The following is an 18,531-nucleotide window of genomic DNA, read 5'->3' as shown; positions in this document are numbered from 1 at the left end:
AGGCCGGTTTGCGCGCCTTGCATGGGTTTTGAGCGGTCTGATTTCCAAAAGTTGCGCTTTGACGAAATAATATTGCGCGCAATTCGGGCGGTGCTATAAGAACCGCAAATTCAGGGGGACCTATGGCCAGCACGCGACTCGATCCGATTGATCGCAAGATTCTCGCAGAACTTCAGGCAGATGGCCGCATGACCAATGTGGAATTGGCCAAGCGGGTGGGCATTTCCGCGCCCCCTTGTCTGCGCCGCGTTCGGACCCTTGAGGAAAGCGGATATATCAAAGGCTACCACGCTGACGTCGACGCGCACGAGTTGGGGTTCGAGGTGCAGGTTTTTGCCAACGTGGGGCTGGCGAGCCAGGCGGAGGCTGATCTGAGCGCTTTTGAAGATCGTTGCAGGGCCTGGCCGTTGGTTCGAGAATGCCACATGCTGAACGGCGAGGTGGATTTCATCCTCAAATGCGTCGCCCCTGATCTGTCAAGCTTTCAGAGCTTTTTGACCGGCGAACTGCTGACGACGCCGAATGTGGCCTCGGTCAAGACATCGCTTGTGATCCGGCAGGCCAAGGATGCCCCCGGCGTGCCGTTTGGTGTGCTTGAAGCGCGGCTGAGCAAAGAGGCTTAGGCCACTTCCTCTTCCAACTCTGGTGCGCGCGGGTGTGCGAGCGGCCCGAAATCCGTGATATGGGCGATATGCGGAAACATCGAGAGGAACAGATCGCGCTGGGCGTGGGTCACCTGACGGGTGGCCGCCATGCCAGGGTGGAAGGTCTCCATTGCAATTCCGCCCACATCCACAGCCGCGTGCCGGGACAAGCAGATGTGAAACAGCCGGATGGGCGTCGGCGGAATCACTTCGATCACGTTCACATTGTCGACAAAAGCGCTGGCCGGGGTCAGTAGTTCAGTGCCGCCGGTGGTGCCGCGCAGGCTGGGCGGTGTTTGCAATAGCCGCGCCGCCGGACCGACAGTGACGAATGAACTGGGGCGCGCAGGCCCGAAACTGTCTGCCATGATACGGATCAGTGGCACGCGTCTGCCAGTGTCGGCGGGCACAAAGCTTGACGATCCAATCCAGAGCACTTGGGCCGGCTGGCCGGTCGTGGTGTTCAGCCAGTCACCCGGTTGCAGGTCTTCGACCGCAATGCCGCCATCCGGGCTGCCGAGCACAACGCCACGGGCGAAGGCCGAAAAGGCCGACTCAAAGAGCGGGATGGCTGGCGCCTTACAGGTCGCGATTGTGCGGCTGTTATCAGCGCGCAGGGCGGTAACTTCGAAAGTGCGCAAGGGCGGAAGATCGGGGCGGGCCATAGGCGCGGCGTAACGATCATATCCCACACGCGACGCGCGCAGAGCAGCAGAGTTCAGCATGTGTAACCTCATCGTTTTGGGTCACATCTGCGTCGGCCCCCACCGACGACGACAGATGGAACAGGTCCATGTGTCAAAGTAATGAGGGATAATTTGTGGATTTACCTCAAATTGTCAAAAAATGGATGACATTAAGCGCAAGTGGCGCACCAATGGCGCGCCCATGCAGGGATTGTTGCAGCTGCCCTTCGCCCGATTGCCACAATTTGATTCGTATTGCCTTTTGTTCAGGCTGATTTGGCGAGGGCTACCGGCGCTTTGCGTTTTGCGATGAAGGCGGCACGCCGCGCACCACGGGTCCAGGGCATCTGGGTGGTGGTTGCCTGTGCGGTTTTGATCACCGATTGGGTAAAGCGTGCGTTGGTCATGATCTGCGTCCTCGTCGTCATTGCATTGGGTCTGATGCCCGGTTGAGAACGATTATGGTGGATCAATCGGGCAGGTTTTTGACGTTGGTTCAAAAAACGCGCCGAATTTTTCCAAGGTACGGACACAATTGTGGCGGGCATGACACGTCTGAACGCCAAGGTTTTAAGGTGCCTGCCCCTCCTAATGATTTTGATCTGGAAACAAAGTGGCAGTGATGTGGCCTGAGCTGCCCGAATTGCGCCGGGATTACAGCCGGATCGTCGCGATCAAGCGACCATAGTCGGGGTCTTTGTCATGGACGGAACGCCGATAGGAATAAAACCGGTCCGGGTCATAATATGTGCAATGGCGAGTCCATTCCGCCGATCCAACGCCGGCCGCCCGCAATCGTGATAGCCCGTAACCCGGCAGGTCAAAATGCATCCGGTCACCATCACCACCGGCAAAAAACCGGGTATTGTGAGGGTCTTCATCTAGAAAGACGTCAAAAAACTCAGGCCCGACTTCATAGGCACGTTGGCTGATGGTGGGCCCGATCACGGCGTGTATGTTGTTGCGCGACGCACCAAGGTGGACCATCGCGTCAACCGTCGCCTCTAGCACGCCGGCCTGTGCACCTTTCCAACCGGCGTGTGCAGCACCGATGACACCGGCTGTGGCGTCGGCCATCAGGACAGGTTGGCAATCGGCGGTCAGCACCGACAGCGCAATGCCCGGCGTGGCAGTCACGAGGCCATCGGCCTTGGGTTTGTCGCCTTGAGGGCCAATGACATGCACGGCCTCGGCGGAATGGATCTGGTGCACGCCCACAAGGTGGTCTGAGGCCACGTCCATGGCCTCGGCCACGCGGTTGCGGTTGATCTCGACAATTTCGGTCTGGTCCGTGCTGCCGGTGCCACAATTCAACCCGGCAAAGATGCCTGACGACGCGCCACCCGCCCGGGTGAAAAAGCCGTGGCGCACGGGGGCCAGGGCGTCAGCAGTCAGGATTTCCAGCGTCATGTGTTCAATCCGGGTGGCGGGGCAGCGTCGGCCGGGAACAGCCCCAGCACTTTGAACAGGTTTCCCATTTCCTCAGGGTGCGTCAACCGTCGATGTGCCGCGATATGCGCGTCGAGCGCTTCGCCGTTCAGGTTCTGGGCAAGGGCCTGGGCCCGGGCGGTGATCCCGAGCCGTTCCAAAAACACGCCTTGTGGTGTAACGCGGCTGTGGGCGGCAGGCGCGGCTGCCCCGGCGAGGGCCTCGAAATCCACATGAGCGGTAAGATCGGCCTGTCCAGGGGTCGCAAACGGATCGACGGGCGTGTGATCCTGAACCGCCTGCAACGTGTCGCCGAGGCTGCGCCAATCGCCGTAATCAATGATCAGCGCGGCACCGCCGTGGATGGCAATCCGGCCGCTGACTTCCTGCAAGACTGATATCGCTGCAGGACAGGTTTCGACAATGTCGCCGTCATTTGTGTCGTCCATGCGGCGCGCGAGGGCAGCTTGGGGCGCGGGCGCACCAAGGCCCAGGGTCAATGCGCCGTCATTCACACCAACGTAGCGTTCGCGCCACCCGTGCCCTGCGCGCGCGAACTGATGGATGGGCAGGGCGTCAAAAAACTCATTTGCCACAAGCCAAAGGGGGCCGTCTGGCAAGTCAGTGACAGACCGGTGCCATGCGGGGTTGGAGCCCGCCAAAGTCGCGGCCTGCTGGGCCCGCAAGACGGGGGATGCTTCGAGCAGTGTGACGTGGGCGGCTGCGTGAAACCCGGGTACGCTGCGTGTCGCGCGCAGGATATCGGCCATGAGCGTGCCGCGCCCCGGTCCCAGTTCGGCCAATGTGAAGCGGTCTGGAGCGCCTTGATCCAGCCAAGTTTGTGCCAGGCACAGGCCGATCAGCTCGCCGAACATCTGGCTGATCTCGGGGGCGGTTGTGAAATCGCCGGATGTCCCCAGCGGGTCGCGTGTGGTGTAATACCCCTTGGTGGGATGCAAAAGCGCCTCTGCCATATAAGTGGCCAGTGAGATCGGACCGCTTTGGCTGATGCGGGCGATCAGGTCGTCACGCAGGCTCATGCCGCGCGGGCGCGGGCGCGCCGGATTAGCCACAGGCCCAGCAGAATCATCGGTACGGACAAAAGTTGGCCCATGGTCAAACCATAGCCGCCCAGATGCCAGGCCAGTCCCATTGGATTGCCGGGACCAATGAACTGAGCGTCGGGTTGGCGCACGAATTCGACAACAAAGCGGGCCAACCCGTAACCTGCGAGGAACGTGCCGCAGATCAATCCGGGCTTGTGGAACGCACCTCGCCGCCAGACCATCCACAACAAGAGGAAGAGAAGGACAAAGCCCTCTAGCGCTGCCTCGTAAAGTTGGGAGGGGTGGCGCGCACAGATGCCAATGATTTCGCCACAGCTTTGGGCTGCCTGGCCCGGAAAGGCCACGCCCCATGGCAGATCGGTGGGCCGCCCCCAAAGTTCCGCGTTGATGAAATTGGCGATCCGGCCCAGCAGAAGCCCGGGCGGAACGCCAAGCGCAATGGCATCCGCCGCACTCAGCCGGTTGACCTTGTGCCGCCCGGTATAGACCCACGCGGCAACGACCACGCCCAGCATACCGCCGTGAAAGGCCATGCCGCCTTCCCAGATGGCCAGGATGAGGGCGGGGTTCTCCAGGTAAAAGCCGGGCTGATAGAACAGGACATAGCCCAGACGACCGCCCAGAAGGACGCCGAGGATAATCCACGTCAGCATATCCTCGATCTGGGCCGGGGTCATGACGGGCGTATTGTTTGGCCAGAGCCGGGGCGATTTGACCGTCATCACCACCAGCCGCCAGCCGATCACAATGCCCACGATATAGGCCAGCGCATACCAGCGCAGCGCCAGTTCAAAGCCAAAAAGCGAGACCGAAAAGATCTCGGGCGCGATATCGGGGAAGGGGATCATGGCCTGCATCTGCGTCTGAATGCCTCTGTCATAGGGTGAGGTCAACCTTGCGAGAGGCCCCTTTGCGCTCCATATAGAGGGCAGCCATGAACGGGAGTAGAGACCATGCAGGCACGCGGCAAGATTTTTGACGACATTTCGCAGTTGATGACCAATGCTATGGGCGTGGCCCAGGGTGCGCGCGAAGAGGCAGAAACAGCGATGAAATCGATGATGGACCGCTGGCTGGCCGATCGTGATTTCGTGACCCGCGAGGAATTTGATGCGGTGCGCGCCATGGCCCAGAAGGCCCGCGAAGAGAACGAGGCCCTCAAGGCCCGTCTGGATGCGCTGGACGCCAAGTAATCCAGCGGTGGCGCTGCCGCGCCATTCCATAGTCTGCCAGTTTTGAATGATCGCCCGGTGTTCAGCCGGGCGTTTTGCGTTGCGGGCCGACCCATCGCGGAGAAATTTCTGGAACGCAGAAGGGAACGATGTGTGCTTCGCCGGAAACGTCCGCATTTTGCGCCCTTTGTCGGTTTGTCCCCAACTTATTGCGGTTATCCCCAAATAAAGGGTTGCCAGATCGCTGCGGCACATCCACCATATCTGGTATGAGGTTCGGGGGATCGCCCCGACATCTCAGAGCAGGCACCTAGCGCTTGGGGCGCTGCCAGCCCCTTTCGCTACAAGCGAATAAGAGGTGGCACAATGGCACTTTCCGAGCAGTTCCTGGAAGAAGACATCCATCCGATTGATATCGTCGAGCACTTGGCCGAGCATCACGAATGGGATTTCGACCGTATCGCCGATGATCAGATCGCAATGGCCGTTGAGGGCCAGTGGCGGACCTATTCCATTACTCTGGCCTGGTCCGGCTATGACGAGACCTTGCGCATGGTCTGTACCTTTGAGATGGAACCCCCGGCCGAAAAGTTGCCCGCGCTTTACGAATTGTTGAACCATGTGAATGATCAGTGTTGGGCGGGTTCCTTTACCTATTGGGAAGAGCAAAAGCTGATGGTCTACCGCTATGGATTGGTGCTGAGCGGGGGGCAGATGGCTAGCCCTGAACAGATCGACACCATGATCGGTGCCGCCGTCATGAGTGCCGAGCGGTATTATCCGGCGCTGCAACTGCTGGTTTGGGGGGATCGAACACCCAAGGATGCGATGCAAGTGGCCATTGCAGAGGCCTATGGCCGGGCGTAACCTGACCTCCTGATTTGTCGGGGGGATCTTTATGCAAGACACACGGATCGCAGCACAAGGCATCGTGCTTTTGGGCTGTGGCAAGATGGGGTCGGCCATGTTGGCCGGATGGCTGTCGCGCGGCTTGCCGACCGACAAGGTTTGGGTTCTGGACCCTGCGCCGTCGGAATGGGTGCGCGGCACTGGTGTTCAAGTGAATACCAACCTGCCCGCAGCCCCTGCCATTGTCTTGATTGCAGTGAAACCGCAGATGATGGGCGATGCTTTGCCCGCCATTACTGCGCTGGCGGGCGGCGATACTGTATTCGTCTCAGTGGCAGCCGGTACGTCGATCGCTGCGTTCGAGACCGCCTTTGGCGCGCAGACGCCAATTGTACGCGCGATGCCCAATACTCCCGCAGCGGTTGGGCAGGGGATTACAGCTCTATGCGCCAATGCTGCTGGGCTCTCTGCGCTGGATGAGGCCGCTTTGCTGATGTCTGCTGTCGGTGACGTCGTGCTGCTCGACGGCGAGGGGCAGATGGACGCTGTCACGGGCGTCAGCGGGTCTGGCCCGGCATATGTGTTTCACCTGATTGAAACCTTGGCTGCTGGGGGGGAGGCGCAAGGCCTGCCCGCTGATCTGGCGCTGCAGTTGGCCAAAGCGACAGTGGCGGGTGCTGGTGCTTTGGCGATGCAGGCGACAGAGGACCCAGGCCAGTTGCGCGTGAATGTCACCAGCCCAAATGGAACGACACAGGCCGCCCTTGAGGTACTAATGGACGCGGAAAACGGGTTTCCTGCCTTGTTGCCGCGCGCTGTGGCTGCGGCCACAAACCGGTCAAAGGAGTTGGCCAATGGATGAGATCAGCTTTGACGATTTTTTGAAGGTGGATGTACGTGTGGGCCGTGTGGTGCGCGCCGAACCTTTCCCAGAAGCGCGCAAACCCGCCATCAAGATGTGGATCGATTTTGGCCCTGAACTGGGAGAGAAGAAAACATCGGCACAGATCACGGTCCATTATACACCTGAGGCATTGGTGGGACAGCAAGTCATGGCGGTCGTGAACTTTCCTGCGCGCCAGATCGGACCGTTCATGTCCGAAGTGTTGGTACTAGGCTTTCCCGATACGGAAGGTGCAATTGTGCTGGCCAAACCGGATCTGGATGTACCTGCCGGGGGGCGATTGCATTGAGCCGGGTCCTGATTGCCCGGCCTTTGCCGGATGAGGTGATTGCAGCGGCAAGGGCCTGTTGCGATCACGTCGATGTGCGATCCGAGACATTGCCGATGACAGATGCAGAGTTGCGGTTAAGCTTGTCGGAGTATGATGCGGTATTGCCCACTTTGGGGGACATGTATTCGGCCGCGGTGTTTGCTGGTGTTCCTGAGATGCGCTGCCGGATGCTGGCAAACTTTGGCGTCGGATTTAACCACATCGACGTGGTGGCGGCCAAGGCCGCGGGCATTGTTGTCACAAATACGCCCGGTGCTGTGACCGACGCGACGGCAGATATTGGCGTGATGCTGATGCTTATGTCTGCGCGCCGGGCGGCGGAAGGGGAACGTCTGATCCGTGCAGGCGCTTGGCCCGGATGGCATCCGACGCAGATGCTGGGTCTGCATATGTCGGGCAAGCGCGTGGGCATTGTGGGAATGGGCCGGATTGGTCAGGCCATTGCGCAGCGCTGTCATTTCGGGTTCGGGATGCAGGTGGCCTACTTCAATCGTTCAGAAAAGGCACTGGCCTTTCCTGCGCACCGGGTCGCGACCCTCGCAGAACTTGCGGGCAGTGTTGATTTTCTGGTGGCTGCTGTACCGGGAGGTGGCGAAACCCGCCATTTGATTGATGCGGCTGTGTTTGAGGCGATGCAGAGCCATGCCCATTTCGTGAACATCGCGCGCGGGGATGTTGTGGAGGAAAGCGCCTTGATCGACGCCTTGCAGTCGCGTGCCATCGGCGGTGCAGGCTTGGATGTATACGAGTATGAACCACGAGTGCCGGAGGCCTTCCTCGGTTTGGATAACGTGACACTGCTTCCGCATTTGGGCACTGCTGCACTGGAAGTGCGAACGGCAATGGGACTGATGGCGGTCGACAATTTGCGGGCGTTTTTTGGGGGTGAGGCCGTGCCGAACCCCGTTTAGATCGGAAACCGACACGGTTTCCGGCTGCACTCCGGCGCGGAGTGCGTCGCTAATCCTGCTGGAACACGACATTTGCAATCGGTGCGCCGTGGACATCGCGCCGATGTCCTGCCGAGATCCGTGTCGGATCGCGGCTGTCAGGTGCCCACGGCTTCGCGCCAATGGCGGCGGCATAGCGAGACATAAGTTTCGTTCCCACCAATCTGGACTTGGGCGCCATCGGTGATTGCCATGCCATCGGGCCCCTGCCGGATCACCATTGTCGCCTTCTTTCCGCAATGGCAGATCGTGCGAACCTCTCGCATTTCATCCGCCAAGGCCAAAAGCGTTGACGAACCCGGGAAAAGCTTCCCCTGAAAATCGACCCGCAAGCCGTAACACATGACGGGCAGGTTCAGATCATCCACGGCACGGGCCAATTGCCAGACCTGGGTCTCGGACAGAAACTGCGCCTCGTCCACAAAGACGCAGGCCACCGGGCCATTGGCCTGACGCGCGACCAGCCTTTGAAAAAGGTCATCCTGTGGGCCGAACGTTTCGGCAGGTGCGTCAATACCGATGCGTGACGCAATATGCCCGGTGCCGGCCCTGTGATCGAGTTGCGCCGTCAACAGATAAGGTACCATCCCGCGTTCACGGTAGTTATGCGCCGCTTGCAGCAGAACCGTCGACTTGCCGGCATTCATCGTCGAGTAGTGAAAGTAGAGCTTGGCCATGGGCGCGATGCATAATTCCCCGCACGCAATGGGGCAAGAGGCGGGCGGGCCCGATATTCCCTGTAGCCGGGACTATCGGACCGCATCGGCACTTGCGCACACTGGGAACCGCGGGACGAACGCTTGTGCGTTCTTTTGGGGATGGTGCGGTCCCTGTTCACATAAACCTCCGACGGATCCACCACACCGACTGCCACCCAAGGCTGGCCTGTCGCCCCCACGCGACAGAGGTATTTGGCGGACCCCACCCGGTACCGACGCTGGGGGCGCCGGTTACTCGTTACATCCCGAAAACCGTTGGGACGATTAACAAATGACATTTCCCCCGTGGCCTATTAATGGGAAAAGACGGTGGTCATTCCCCAAACCTATGAGGGAATGCCGGGACATGATTGTTGGGGGTGGGCGCATGGTCGCAGCTGGTCGTTATCTGAAGAAGCATACCGAAGCCTTGGTCAAAGCCGTCGGGATCGAGCCCGCTTGCGAATTGACCGGAAAATCCAAGGCGACCCTAGGCCGCTATTACTCCGACAATCCCGAACATGCGGACCGCTTTATGCCCATCGACGCTGTCGTGGCCCTAGAGCGGGCAAGCAGCTACCCTCATGTCACCAGTGCGCTGGCCGAATTGCAGGGCATCACCCTCAGCCATGATGACCGCCTGCCCAACGCCGAACGCTCCGGCGGCGTGAATGCCGACGTGATCGCCCTCAGCCAGCGCTTTGCCATGTTGATGAGCGAATACCAGCAATCCATCGAAGACGGCGTGATTTCGGTCAATGAGGCCAAGCGTCTGTTGAAAGAGACAACAATGCTGCAACAGGTTTTGATCGACATGAAGCTGCATCTTGAGGATGAGCATGGCTGAGGCCGATCTGAGCGACCTGCCAGCCCTTGTTGCCCAGGCGCTGCCCCGGATCGACGTTGACGCCTTGTGTGCGCCGGATGATCCCGACCATCCGCCGCGGATATTGCTGCTCTATGGCTCTCTGCGCGATGTTAGCTACTCCCGCCGCGCGGCCGAAGAAGCTGCGCGTATCCTGCGCCATCTAGGCTGCGAGACGCGGATGTTTGACCCTTCGGGCCTGCCCTTGGTTGACGATGGCGAGGCGACCCATCCCAAGGTCGTGGAATTGCGCGATTTGGCGGTTTGGGCCGAGGGTATGGTGTGGTCGAGCCCGGAGCGCCATGGCGCTATGACCGGCCTGATGAAAACCCAGATTGATTGGCTGCCGCTGTCCATGACCGGCGGCATTCGCCCGACCCAAGGCAAGACCCTTGCGGTGATGCAGGTGTCAGGAGGCTCGCAAAGCTTTAATGCGGTGAACCAGATGCGCATTCTTGGCCGCTGGATGCGCATGGTCACCATTCCCAACCAGTCCAGCATCGCAAAGGCGTGGCTGGAGTTCGAAGGCGATCGTTTGCCAGCAGGCCCGTTTTATGCGCGCGTGGTTGATGTGATGGAAGAACTGGTCAAGTTCACTTGGATGGTGCGTGGACGCAGTGATTACCTTGTAGACCGCTACTCCGAGCGGGTGGAAAGTGTGGCTGAGGTCCACAACCGCGTATCCAGGAAAGACTGAGATCGCCGCGCGGCTCTGTTCCGGGCCATACGGCCCGAAATGCGCCCGCCCGCCGACCCCGGGCATCGCCTAGCTGTGCCGTTTCAAGATCACCGAACCCACGGAGTAGCCCGCGCCAAAGGAGCAGATCAGCCCGATATCGCCGTCGCTGAGGTCCTCGGAATATTTTGAAAAGGCGATGATCGACCCAGCCGACGACGTATTGGCATAGTCTTGCAGGATGTTGGGCTGTTCGCCGGGTTCCGGTGTTCGCCCCAGAACCTTTTTGCCGATGAAATCATTCATCGTCTTGTTGGCCTGGTGCAACCAGACCCGCTTGAGGTCATCAGATGTCACACCGTCATCCGCCATGTGATTGGCAATATGCCGGCTGACCATCGGCAGCACTTCCTTGAACACCTTGCGTCCGTTCTGCATGAACTGCATATCGCGCCGGTCGGCCACACCATCCGGGCGCGAGCGGCGCAGATAGCCATTGTTGTTGCGGATATTGTTGGAAAATTCAGTAGCGCAGCGGGTCGATTTGATTTCAAAATGGGGGCCGATAGCAGCCTCTTGTCGTTCAATCAGGATCGCCGTGGCCACATCACCAAATATGAAGTGACAATCCCGATCCCGCCACTCCAAGTGGGCTGAGCAAATCTCTGGGTTCACCACAAGCGCGGACCGGATGGAGCCGGATCTGACCATGTCGGCCGCCGCCTGGATGCCGAAGGTGGCTGACGAACAGGCCACGTTCATGTCAAATGCAAAACCCTGGATGCCCAAGAGGTCCTGAATTTCAATGGCCACGGCTGGATAAGCCCGTTCGAGGTTTGAGGCGGCACAGATGACCGCATCCACATCAGCGGCCGTCTTGCCCGCGGCAGCGAGCGCTTTCTGCGCGGCGTCCAGCGCCATTTCGGCCATGATCGAGGGTTCATCGTCGCTGCGCTGGCGCAAAAGCGGGTGCATCACGTCGGGGTCCAGAACACCGGATTTATCCATAACATAACGCCGTTCAATACCGGAGGCCTTGACGATGAATTCCTCGGAGGAATGCGCTTTGGCCTCAATGGTGCCAGCAGCGATGGCCTCGGCGTTTTTGGCATTGAACTTGTCGGCATAGGCGTTGAACGCCACAACCAGTTCCGCGTTCGAGATGGACAGTTCTGGCGTAAAAACGCCGGTTCCGGTGATGGCGGGTGTGAAGGTCAAGATGCGCCCCTTAGGCTTGTCGGATTGCGCGGCAACCTACAGGGGGCCTTGCGCACTCGCAAGGTTGCGCGCCCGCGCTGTGCCGAGCCTGACCTAGCGTCATGTGACGCTGAGCGCGATCTATCCGTGCGTTTGCGCGTCGCCGCCTTCGATCATGGCGACACGGGGGGCATGGCGCCCCCCCTCAAATTCGGTGCTCAGGAACGCATCCACGATGTCGAGTGCGAGCGCCTCGCCGATGACGCGTGCGCCCAGCGCCAGCATGTTGGCATCGTTATGGGCCCGGATCATGCGGGCGGAAAATGTGTCGCCGCACGCGCCGCAACGGATGCCGGGTACTTTGTTCGCGGACATCATGATCCCCTGACCGGTGCCGCACAGGATGATACCCATCGCGCATTCACCACTCGCAACCATCTCAGCGGCCTCGCGGCCGTGTTTTGGGTAGGGCGTGCTTTCCGTGGTGACAGGGCCGATATCGACAACGTCCCACCCCTTGGCACCGATATGGGCCGCAACCGATTGGCGCAGTGCAACGGCGCCGTGGTCGCTGGACAGGACAATACGTTTGGCGTTGGTCATGAGGGCAGCTTTCCGAATCCTAAGTGCAGATGCTGGATATGGATCAGATGCCCGGGCGCGGGTCAATCGCGGGTCAAAGCGATGCGGTGATCCCACCATCCACATAAAGCGTGTGCCCGTTTACGAAACTGGCCCCATCGGAGGACAGGAACACCGCCGCCCCCACCAATTCGTCCACCTGGCCCCAACGCCCGGCGGGGGTGCGCTTTTCCAGCCATGTGGTGAATTCCGGGTCTGCCACCAAGGCGGCGTTCAGCGGGGTGTCGAAATAACCGGGTGCAATCGCGTTGCAGTTCAGCCCATGTTTCGCCCAGTCTGTCGCCATGCCTTTGGTGAGGTTGGTGACGGCCCCCTTGGTTGCGGTATAGGGCGCGATGCCGGGGCGGGCGAGCGCGCTTTGCACGCTGGCGATGTTGATGATCTTGCCGGTACCGCGCTTGATCATGTGCCGGGCACAGGCCTGGCCCACGTGGAACACGGACGCGATGTTGGTTTGCAAAAGCCGCTCGAACGCGTCGGGGGGGAAATCCTCCAACGGGGTGCGATGCTGCATGCCGGCATTGTTGATCAGAATGTCGATGGGGCCGATGTCGGCCTCAAACCCGTCGACGGCTGTGCGGGCGGAGTCGTGATCGGTGACGTCAAAAGGCAGGGCATAAACGGTCGCACCGGTATCTTGCAATTCGGCCACGGCGGCCTCCAGTTTCCCCTCGTCGCGCCCGTTCAGCACTATTTCGGCCCCAGCGGCGGCCATTCCCTTGGCAAGGGCAAAGCCGATCCCCTGTGAAGAACCGGTGATCAGGGCGCGCCGCCCGGTGAGCGAGAAAAGTGCGTTGCTCATGACGGGAGGAGCCTTTCGTTCGAATGCTGATGTTTGCGGGAACGGTAGGGATGGGGCCGGGGGGCGTCAAGGCAAGGTGCCGCTTCCATCCGGGCCTTGTCTGACAGGCGACGCCAGCGCATGGTGTGTCAACCGCGCATAAAGGACACCGCCATGAAAGCCATCGTTGCCCATGCCGCCAAGGATCTTCGGATCGAAGAGCGGGACATGCCCAAGCCTGGCCCAGATCAGGTTCTGATCAAGCTGGCAGCCGGGGGCATCTGTGGCTCGGACCTTCATTATTACAACCACGGCGGATTTGGTGCGGTGCGCCTGCGCGAACCGATGATCTTGGGGCATGAAGTCTCGGGTCATGTGACCGAGCTCGGTGCGCAGGTGAGCGGTCTGGCCAAGGGCCAGCTGGTGGCGATTTCGCCATCGCGCCCATGCCGTACGTGCACATATTGCCATGATGGCCAGCCGCATCACTGTCTCAACATGCGGTTTTATGGATCGGCGATGCCCTTTCCGCACATTCAGGGCGCGTTTCGTGAATATGTCGTGGCGGATGTGGCCCAATGTGCTCTGGCGGACGGATTGACGGCGGCGCAGGCGGCGGTTGCCGAACCACTGGCAGTGTGCCTGCATGCGGCCCATCAGGCGGGCGATCTGGTGGGCAAGCGGGTCTTGGTCACGGGCTGTGGGCCTATCGGGATGCTGTGCATTCTGGTGGCCCGGGCCGCTGGCGCAACCGAGGTGGTAGCAACAGATATGACGCCTTTTACTCTCGACATGGCGCGCCGTTTGGGGGTCGATCTGGCCCTCAACGTCAAGGATGATCCCGAAGGATTGAACCGCTTTGCCGACAACAAGGGTCACTTTGATGTGCAGTTTGAGTGCAGCGGCGCCGCTGCGGCTCTGCGCGCCTCTATTCCGGCTTTGCGCCCAGGTGCTACACTGGTTCAGTTGGGGCTGGGCGGCGACATGAGCCTACCCGTGCAGGCCATGACGGCCAAGGAGATTGCCTTCAAGGGTTCGTTCCGCTTTCACGATGAATTCTTTACAGCCGTCAAACTGATGCAGAATGGCCAGATCGATGTGACCCCGTTGGTTACTCACGCCTTCGGCATCGACGATGCGGTGGCGGCCTTTGAAATGGCGGCGGACCGGACGCAAGCAATCAAGGCGCAAATTACCTTTTGATCTTGGTTTCTTGGGGGATTGACGCACCTGTCACACCCTTGCACGGTGCCTCATGGATATTTTGCACAACCCCTATCGCGGTGTCGGGCTCAGCGTGGATGCGCTGGCGGACATCCCTTTCCCAAGCAAGGATGCGCAGGCCCCGCTGGCCTTGTTGACGCGGTGCCCGCGTGCGGCCGAAACACCCTTGGTCGACGCGCTGGAATTGGCCGCCGAATGCGGTGTGGCCTCTATCTACCTCAAGGACGAACGGGGCCGTATGGGGCTGGGCAGCTTCAAGGCTCTGGGCGCGGCGTATGTCATTGCCCGTGATGCTGCGGAAGGCAAGGCGCGGGGACAGACCTATGTCACCGCCAGCGCGGGCAATCATGGGCTGTCGGTTGCAGCCGGGGCTGCCGCCTTTGGGGCCAGGGCGGTGATCTACATTGCTGATACCGTCCCCGAGACCTTTGCCGAACGATTGCGGGCCATGGGCGCAGATGTTGTACGCAGCGGCGCAGACTACGAGGCCAGCATGGCGGCCGCGATGGCAGCGGCAGACGCGCAAAGCGCAGTGCTTTTGTCGGACAGCTCCTGGGCAGAATATACCGACCGCCCTTATCGCGTGATGGAAGGGTATCTAGCGCTTATGGCCGAAGTGTTTACCCAAATGGAAACGGCCCCGACGCATCTGTTTCTGCAAGCTGGCGTCGGCGGATTGGCCGGCGCAGCGGCCGCGATTGCGCGCAGTGTTTGGGGCGATCAGACCCGCATGATCGTGGTTGAACCCGAAGCCGCCCCCGCCTTGATAGCTTCGATCAAGGCAGGGGCGCCGGTCGAAACATCCGGCCCCGTGTCGGCCATGGGTCGGCTTGATTGCAAAGTACCATCCTTGATCGCGCTCAAGGGGCTTGCGCGGGATGCGGACGATTTCGTGACCCTTTCCGAGGCCGAAGGAAACGATGGGGCTGCAAAGGCAGAGACCTTTGGGTTTGCCACAACGCCCTCTGGCGGTGCCGGCCTGTCGGCACTGTTGGCCAGCGAGCCCTATCGCGCGGCGCTGGGTCTGAAAGTGACGTCCCGCGTGCTCTGCATCCTGTCCGAGGGCCCCGAAGGGTGAGCGGCTTTGACGTATCGGAGTATCAGGCGCGCACTAGGCGCGCGCAGGCTTTGATGGGCAAGGCCGATCTTGACGCGCTGTTGCTGACCACCGAAGCGGAATTGCGTTATTTCACGGGCTACCTGACCCGGTTTTGGGAAAGCCCGACGCGCCCCTGGTTCCTGATCGTGCCTGCCAATGGCGATCCGATTGCGGTCATCCCATCCATCGGCGCGCCGTTGATGCAAGAGACGTGGCTTAGCGATATCCGAACTTGGCGTTCACCGGACTACGCTGATGATGGGGTGTCGTTAGTGATCGAAGCGCTGCGGGGTTGTGTAGCACTTGGCGGCCGCATTGGCGTGCCAAGCGGACGAGAGACCCACATTAGGCTGCCGCGCGACAGTTGGACCGCGATTGTAGCGGGCCTTGAGGGGCGGCACGTAACAAGCGACGCCCTGATCATTCAACAGCTGCGGATGGTGAAGTCGGGTGCCGAAGTGGCCAAGATCCGCGCTAGTTGCGCCATTGCCGACCGCGCTTTTGCCCGCGTGCCCGAGATCGCGGGCGTGGGTGCGCCTTTGGATCAGGTGTTTCGCAGGTTTCAGATGCTCTGCCTTGAGGAAGGGGCCGATTGGGTTTCTTACCTTGCGGGGGGGGCGGGACCGGGTGGCTACGGTGACATCATCGCGCCTGCAACGGCCCAGGCCTTGATGCCGGGCGACGTTCTGATGTTGGATACCGGCGCCGTGCACGACGGGTACTTCTGCGACTTTGACCGCAATTGGACGGTGGGGACGGCAGAGCCGAAAACCCGCGACGCTTATGCCCGCCTGATCGAGGCAAGCGATGCCGCCTTTGAAGCCGCAAGGCCCGGTATCACGGCGGCGGATCTGTTCCATGTGATGGACCGCGTCTTGACCGGCGGTGCGGGTGGTTCGGATGCGGTGCGATACGGCCATGGGTTGGGGATGCAGTTGACTGAATGGCCCTCGTTGATCCCGGATGATGATACTGTGCTTGCACCGGGCATGGTCCTGACGCTTGAGCCCAGCATCGAAGTGGGCGAAGGGCGCGGTCTGGTCCATGAGGAAAACATCGTTGTGACGGAAACCGGGGCCGAGTATCTGTCGACGCCCGCGCCGCGCAGTTTGCCGGTGATCTGAGTGACCCAAGTCTTTCCCTACACCAGCGCGCAGGACCGTCGTCGGAAACTGGGCCTTGTGGCGCTGCAATCGGATGAAAGCATCGAGGATGATATGCGCCGTCTGCTGCCTGCTGATGTGAGCTTTCTGGTGTCGCGGGTGCCCTCGGGCGAGGACGTCACGCCTGAAAGCTTGCGCGCGATGGAGGTACATCTGACCGGCGCCGCCGCACTTTTCCCGCGCGGTTTGCGCTTTGATGCCGTGGGTTATGGTTGCACCTCTGGCGCGTCGCAAATCGGGACGGCGCGCGTGGCGCAATTGGTTGGAGAAGGCACCGAAACCGCGCGGGTGACAGACCCGGTGTCTGCCCTCGTCGCCGCGTGCCGGGCGGCTGGTATCACGCGGCTTGCGATCTTGTCGCCTTACGTCGCCTCCGTCTCTGACCACTTGCGTGAGGTGCTGCGCGCGCATGGTATCGACACCCCAGTTTTCGGCACTTTCGCCGAACCGAACGAGGCCAAGGTTGTCAGTATTGATGGCCCGTCAATCATGGCGGCGGCAACGTCCATGATGGAGGGGGCCGAGGTGGATGGTCTCTTTTTGTCCTGCACCAATCTGCGAACGCTGGACGTGATCGCACCGCTTGAGGCAGGCTTGGCGCTGCCGGTTCTCTCGAGCAATCTGGTGCTGGCCTGGCACATGCTGGGCGGTCAGGGCGCGCCGCGCGATCTGCTTTAGCGCATCACAAACGGGTTGCTCATTGGCGCTTCTGAGGTGTTGATCCAAGTGGTTTTGGTCCGTGTATAGTCAAGGATTGCCTCCGCGCCCGCTTCGCGTCCGTATCCCGACTGGTTGAACCCGCCAAAGGGCGCGATGGGCGAAATGGCGCGATAGGTATTGACCCACGTGATCCCTGAGCGGATGCGCCGCGACACCCGATGGGCGCGGGCCACGTTTTGGGTGAACACGCCTGATCCGAGGCCGAAATCGCTGTCATTGGCCAGGGTTATTGCCTCTTCCTCGGAGTCGAAGGGCAGGAGTGACATGACAGGTCCAAACATCTCGACCTTGAGTGTCTCGACCTCGGGCGAATTGCACAGAATGAGGGTTGGTTGCATGTAATGTGCGCCCGCACTCGCTCGCGCCCCACCAAATGCAATCTGCGCACCCTGGGCTTTCGCCGTGGCGAGAGTTTTTTCGATGACCTCGACCTGCGCCCGGGTGCACAGTGGCCCCAGATGGGTGGCTGGATCATGCGGATCGCCCACTACCAGCCCTTGGGCCTTTTCAGTGATGGCGGCGACCAACTGGTCAAAAATGGGCCGGTGCACCAGCCCGCGCGTGCCTGCCACGCAAGACTGACCGGACGCCCCGAAATTGCCCGCAATCAGCCCGTTTGCCGCAGCGTCCAAATCGGCATCGTCAAAGACAAGAATGGGCGATTTGCCACCCAGTTCCAGCGTGGTCACGGCAAAGTTCTCGGCTGAATTGCGGACCACATGACGTGCGGTGTCTGGCCCGCCGGTAAATGCAATACGGTCTACGCCGGGGTGCCGGGTCAGCGGGATGGCGCAGTTCTCAGCGTTGCCTGTGACGACGGATACAACGCCCTTGGGAAAGCCGACTTTGTCCAGCAGACGCGCAAAGGCGATCATAGGGGCAGGTGCTATTTCCGATGCTTTGAGGATCACGCAGCAACCTGCGGCGAGGGCAGGTGCCAGCTTGGTCGCGGCCAAGAACATCTGGGCGTTCCATGGCACCACGGCGGCCACAACGCCGATTGGCAGTCGTTGGGTGAACACATGCATATCCGGTTTGTCGATGGGCAGCACAGCGCCCTCGACCTTGTCCGCGAGGCCCGCGTAATAGCGATAGTAGTCCGCCACATAGCCAGTTTGAGCTGTCGTCTCAGCGGCCAATTTGCCGCTATCTGTCGTTTCGATCCGACCCAGTTCGTCCGCGTTTTCTGCAATCAGATCGGCAAGACGATACAGCAGCCTGCCCCGCGCCGTGGCCGTCATGTCGCGCCATTCAGGTGCATCCAAGGCCGCTTGCGCTGCAGCAACAGCGCGGTCGATATCGGCGGCAGCGGCACAGTCGAATGTGGCCCACACATCGCCCGTGGCGGGGTTGATACTGTCCATCACTTGGCCCTTTGCGCCAGCCGTGAATTCACCTGCGATATAGAGCGGATAGTGGGGAAGGTCGGTCATAT

General features: G+C 60.7%; 22 protein-coding genes. 12 read left to right on the top strand and 10 right to left on the bottom strand.

Translation table 11 applies throughout. The annotated features are described in order from the left end of the window. Positions 1-122: 122 nt before the first annotated feature. Positions 123-623 carry an Lrp/AsnC family transcriptional regulator gene (locus Q1A44_RS11440; RefSeq protein WP_299624696.1) on the top strand — a complete coding sequence of 167 codons (501 nt, stop codon included), beginning with the start codon at positions 123-125 and terminating at the stop codon, positions 621-623. Here Q1A44_RS11440 and Q1A44_RS11435 read toward each other — a convergent pair. The 5 genes from Q1A44_RS11435 to lgt form a co-directional block, all read right to left on the bottom strand. Continuing rightward, entirely contained in the window at positions 620-1,369 is a 750-nt protein-coding gene (locus Q1A44_RS11435) for a Hint domain-containing protein (RefSeq protein WP_299624694.1), read from the bottom strand. The genes Q1A44_RS11440 and Q1A44_RS11435 overlap by 4 nt on opposite strands. 227 nt (positions 1,370-1,596) lie before the next feature. Further along, positions 1,597-1,737, bottom strand: coding sequence for a hypothetical protein (locus tag Q1A44_RS11430; RefSeq protein WP_299624690.1), 141 nt, complete (start codon positions 1,735-1,737; stop codon positions 1,597-1,599). Positions 1,738-1,984: 247 nt separating this feature from the next. Next, positions 1,985-2,740 (bottom strand): peptidoglycan editing factor PgeF, encoded by a 756-nt coding sequence (gene pgeF / locus Q1A44_RS11425; RefSeq protein ID WP_299624687.1) that lies wholly within the window; start codon positions 2,738-2,740, stop codon positions 1,985-1,987. Next, positions 2,737-3,798 carry an SAM-dependent methyltransferase gene (locus Q1A44_RS11420; protein WP_299624684.1) on the bottom strand — a complete coding sequence of 354 codons (1,062 nt, stop codon included), beginning with the start codon at positions 3,796-3,798 and terminating at the stop codon, positions 2,737-2,739. The genes pgeF and Q1A44_RS11420 overlap by 4 nt, the downstream gene beginning before the upstream one ends. Beyond that, complete coding sequence (lgt, locus tag Q1A44_RS11415) at positions 3,795-4,682, bottom strand: prolipoprotein diacylglyceryl transferase (protein ID WP_299624681.1); 888 nt, start codon at positions 4,680-4,682, stop codon at positions 3,795-3,797. The genes Q1A44_RS11420 and lgt overlap by 4 nt, the downstream gene beginning before the upstream one ends. A 96-nt stretch (positions 4,683-4,778) precedes the next feature. Between lgt and Q1A44_RS11410 the strand changes: the two genes are divergently transcribed. From Q1A44_RS11410 to Q1A44_RS11390, 5 genes are all read left to right on the top strand, one after another. Then, entirely contained in the window at positions 4,779-5,018 is a 240-nt protein-coding gene (locus Q1A44_RS11410; RefSeq protein WP_299624678.1) for an accessory factor UbiK family protein, read from the top strand. A 345-nt stretch (positions 5,019-5,363) separates the two neighbouring features. Further along, a complete protein-coding gene (locus Q1A44_RS11405) occupies positions 5,364-5,864 on the top strand; it encodes a YbjN domain-containing protein (RefSeq protein WP_299624675.1) in 501 nt (166 codons plus the stop codon). A 31-nt stretch (positions 5,865-5,895) separates the two neighbouring features. Then, positions 5,896-6,708 (top strand): pyrroline-5-carboxylate reductase, encoded by an 813-nt coding sequence (proC, locus tag Q1A44_RS11400; protein WP_299624672.1) that lies wholly within the window; start codon positions 5,896-5,898, stop codon positions 6,706-6,708. Continuing rightward, the gene (locus tag Q1A44_RS11395; RefSeq protein ID WP_299624669.1) at positions 6,701-7,039 is read left to right on the top strand and encodes a tRNA-binding protein; all 339 of its coding nucleotides are present in this window, start codon (positions 6,701-6,703) and stop codon (positions 7,037-7,039) included. Before proC ends, Q1A44_RS11395 begins: the two co-directional genes overlap by 8 nt. Further along, positions 7,036-7,992 (top strand): D-glycerate dehydrogenase, encoded by a 957-nt coding sequence (locus Q1A44_RS11390; RefSeq protein ID WP_299624666.1) that lies wholly within the window; start codon positions 7,036-7,038, stop codon positions 7,990-7,992. The genes Q1A44_RS11395 and Q1A44_RS11390 overlap by 4 nt, the downstream gene beginning before the upstream one ends. Before the next feature lie 137 nt (positions 7,993-8,129). Here Q1A44_RS11390 and Q1A44_RS11385 read toward each other — a convergent pair whose 3' ends face one another. Further along, complete coding sequence (locus tag Q1A44_RS11385) at positions 8,130-8,708, bottom strand: thymidine kinase (protein ID WP_299624663.1); 579 nt, start codon at positions 8,706-8,708, stop codon at positions 8,130-8,132. Positions 8,709-9,117: 409 nt separating this feature from the next. Between Q1A44_RS11385 and Q1A44_RS11380 the strand changes: the two genes are divergently transcribed. After that, positions 9,118-9,576, top strand: a complete 459-nt coding sequence (locus Q1A44_RS11380; RefSeq protein WP_299625235.1) for a hypothetical protein — start codon at positions 9,118-9,120, stop codon at positions 9,574-9,576. Further along, a complete protein-coding gene (gene arsH / locus Q1A44_RS11375) occupies positions 9,569-10,291 on the top strand; it encodes an arsenical resistance protein ArsH (protein ID WP_299624660.1) in 723 nt (240 codons plus the stop codon). The genes Q1A44_RS11380 and arsH overlap by 8 nt, the downstream gene beginning before the upstream one ends. Positions 10,292-10,360: 69 nt before the next feature. Here arsH and Q1A44_RS11370 read toward each other — a convergent pair whose 3' ends face one another. From Q1A44_RS11370 to Q1A44_RS11360, 3 genes are all read right to left on the bottom strand, one after another. After that, positions 10,361-11,488: a beta-ketoacyl-ACP synthase III gene (locus tag Q1A44_RS11370; RefSeq protein ID WP_299624657.1), complete on the bottom strand. Its 1,128-nt coding sequence runs from the start codon at positions 11,486-11,488 to the stop codon at positions 10,361-10,363. Between the two features lie 120 nt (positions 11,489-11,608). Next, complete coding sequence (gene rpiB / locus Q1A44_RS11365; protein WP_299624654.1) at positions 11,609-12,070, bottom strand: ribose 5-phosphate isomerase B; 462 nt, start codon at positions 12,068-12,070, stop codon at positions 11,609-11,611. A 73-nt stretch (positions 12,071-12,143) separates the two neighbouring features. Then, positions 12,144-12,911: an SDR family oxidoreductase gene (locus Q1A44_RS11360; RefSeq protein WP_299624651.1), complete on the bottom strand. Its 768-nt coding sequence runs from the start codon at positions 12,909-12,911 to the stop codon at positions 12,144-12,146. Between the two features lie 153 nt (positions 12,912-13,064). On the opposite strand from Q1A44_RS11360, the gene Q1A44_RS11355 reads away from it, so the two are divergent. The 4 genes from Q1A44_RS11355 to Q1A44_RS11340 are packed head-to-tail and all read left to right on the top strand — an operon-like array spanning position 13,065 to position 17,054. Next, on the top strand, positions 13,065-14,093 hold the full coding sequence (locus Q1A44_RS11355) for an L-idonate 5-dehydrogenase (RefSeq protein WP_299624648.1): 1,029 nt from the start codon (positions 13,065-13,067) through the stop codon (positions 14,091-14,093). A gap of 52 nt (positions 14,094-14,145) precedes the next feature. Next, the gene (locus Q1A44_RS11350; RefSeq protein WP_299624645.1) at positions 14,146-15,192 is read left to right on the top strand and encodes a pyridoxal-phosphate dependent enzyme; all 1,047 of its coding nucleotides are present in this window, start codon (positions 14,146-14,148) and stop codon (positions 15,190-15,192) included. Next, entirely contained in the window at positions 15,189-16,337 is a 1,149-nt protein-coding gene (locus tag Q1A44_RS11345; protein ID WP_299624642.1) for a Xaa-Pro peptidase family protein, read from the top strand. Before Q1A44_RS11350 ends, Q1A44_RS11345 begins: the two co-directional genes overlap by 4 nt. Next, entirely contained in the window at positions 16,338-17,054 is a 717-nt protein-coding gene (locus tag Q1A44_RS11340; RefSeq protein WP_299624639.1) for an Asp/Glu racemase, read from the top strand. It begins immediately after the preceding gene. On the opposite strand, the gene Q1A44_RS11335 is transcribed toward Q1A44_RS11340, so the two are convergent. Further along, positions 17,051-18,529 carry an aldehyde dehydrogenase gene (locus Q1A44_RS11335; protein ID WP_299624636.1) on the bottom strand — a complete coding sequence of 493 codons (1,479 nt, stop codon included), beginning with the start codon at positions 18,527-18,529 and terminating at the stop codon, positions 17,051-17,053. The two genes, Q1A44_RS11340 and Q1A44_RS11335, sit on opposite strands and share 4 nt — an antisense overlap. Between the last annotated feature and the right edge of the window lie 2 nt (positions 18,530-18,531).

Source organism: uncultured Tateyamaria sp., assembly GCF_947503705.1.
Lineage (GTDB): Bacteria > Pseudomonadota > Alphaproteobacteria > Rhodobacterales > Rhodobacteraceae > Tateyamaria.
Note: the sequence above shows the minus strand (reverse complement) of the source record. Positions and strands in the feature narration are given on the sequence as shown.

Excerpts from the sequence above, each read along its gene's own strand:
- Q1A44_RS11355 (WP_299624648.1), top strand. The coding sequence starts at position 13,065 with ATGAAAGCCATCGTTGCCCATGCCGCCAAGGATCTTCGGATCGAAGAG.
- rpiB (WP_299624654.1), bottom strand. The coding sequence starts at position 12,070 with ATGACCAACGCCAAACGTATTGTCCTGTCCAGCGACCACGGCGCCGTT.
- arsH (WP_299624660.1), top strand. The coding sequence starts at position 9,569 with ATGGCTGAGGCCGATCTGAGCGACCTGCCAGCCCTTGTTGCCCAGGCG.
- Q1A44_RS11435 (WP_299624694.1), bottom strand. The coding sequence starts at position 1,369 with ATGCTGAACTCTGCTGCTCTGCGCGCGTCGCGTGTGGGATATGATCGT.
- lgt (WP_299624681.1), bottom strand. The coding sequence starts at position 4,682 with ATGCAGGCCATGATCCCCTTCCCCGATATCGCGCCCGAGATCTTTTCG.
- Q1A44_RS11380 (WP_299625235.1), top strand. The coding sequence starts at position 9,118 with ATGGTCGCAGCTGGTCGTTATCTGAAGAAGCATACCGAAGCCTTGGTC.
- Q1A44_RS11405 (WP_299624675.1), top strand. The coding sequence starts at position 5,364 with ATGGCACTTTCCGAGCAGTTCCTGGAAGAAGACATCCATCCGATTGAT.
- Q1A44_RS11440 (WP_299624696.1), top strand. The coding sequence starts at position 123 with ATGGCCAGCACGCGACTCGATCCGATTGATCGCAAGATTCTCGCAGAA.
- Q1A44_RS11420 (WP_299624684.1), bottom strand. The coding sequence starts at position 3,798 with ATGAGCCTGCGTGACGACCTGATCGCCCGCATCAGCCAAAGCGGTCCG.
- pgeF (WP_299624687.1), bottom strand. The coding sequence starts at position 2,740 with ATGACGCTGGAAATCCTGACTGCTGACGCCCTGGCCCCCGTGCGCCAC.
- Q1A44_RS11430 (WP_299624690.1), bottom strand. The coding sequence starts at position 1,737 with ATGACCAACGCACGCTTTACCCAATCGGTGATCAAAACCGCACAGGCA.
- Q1A44_RS11385 (WP_299624663.1), bottom strand. The coding sequence starts at position 8,708 with ATGGCCAAGCTCTACTTTCACTACTCGACGATGAATGCCGGCAAGTCG.
- Q1A44_RS11335 (WP_299624636.1), bottom strand. The coding sequence starts at position 18,529 with ATGACCGACCTTCCCCACTATCCGCTCTATATCGCAGGTGAATTCACG.
- Q1A44_RS11410 (WP_299624678.1), top strand. The coding sequence starts at position 4,779 with ATGCAGGCACGCGGCAAGATTTTTGACGACATTTCGCAGTTGATGACC.
- Q1A44_RS11395 (WP_299624669.1), top strand. The coding sequence starts at position 6,701 with ATGGATGAGATCAGCTTTGACGATTTTTTGAAGGTGGATGTACGTGTG.
- proC (WP_299624672.1), top strand. The coding sequence starts at position 5,896 with ATGCAAGACACACGGATCGCAGCACAAGGCATCGTGCTTTTGGGCTGT.
- Q1A44_RS11360 (WP_299624651.1), bottom strand. The coding sequence starts at position 12,911 with ATGAGCAACGCACTTTTCTCGCTCACCGGGCGGCGCGCCCTGATCACC.
- Q1A44_RS11350 (WP_299624645.1), top strand. The coding sequence starts at position 14,146 with ATGGATATTTTGCACAACCCCTATCGCGGTGTCGGGCTCAGCGTGGAT.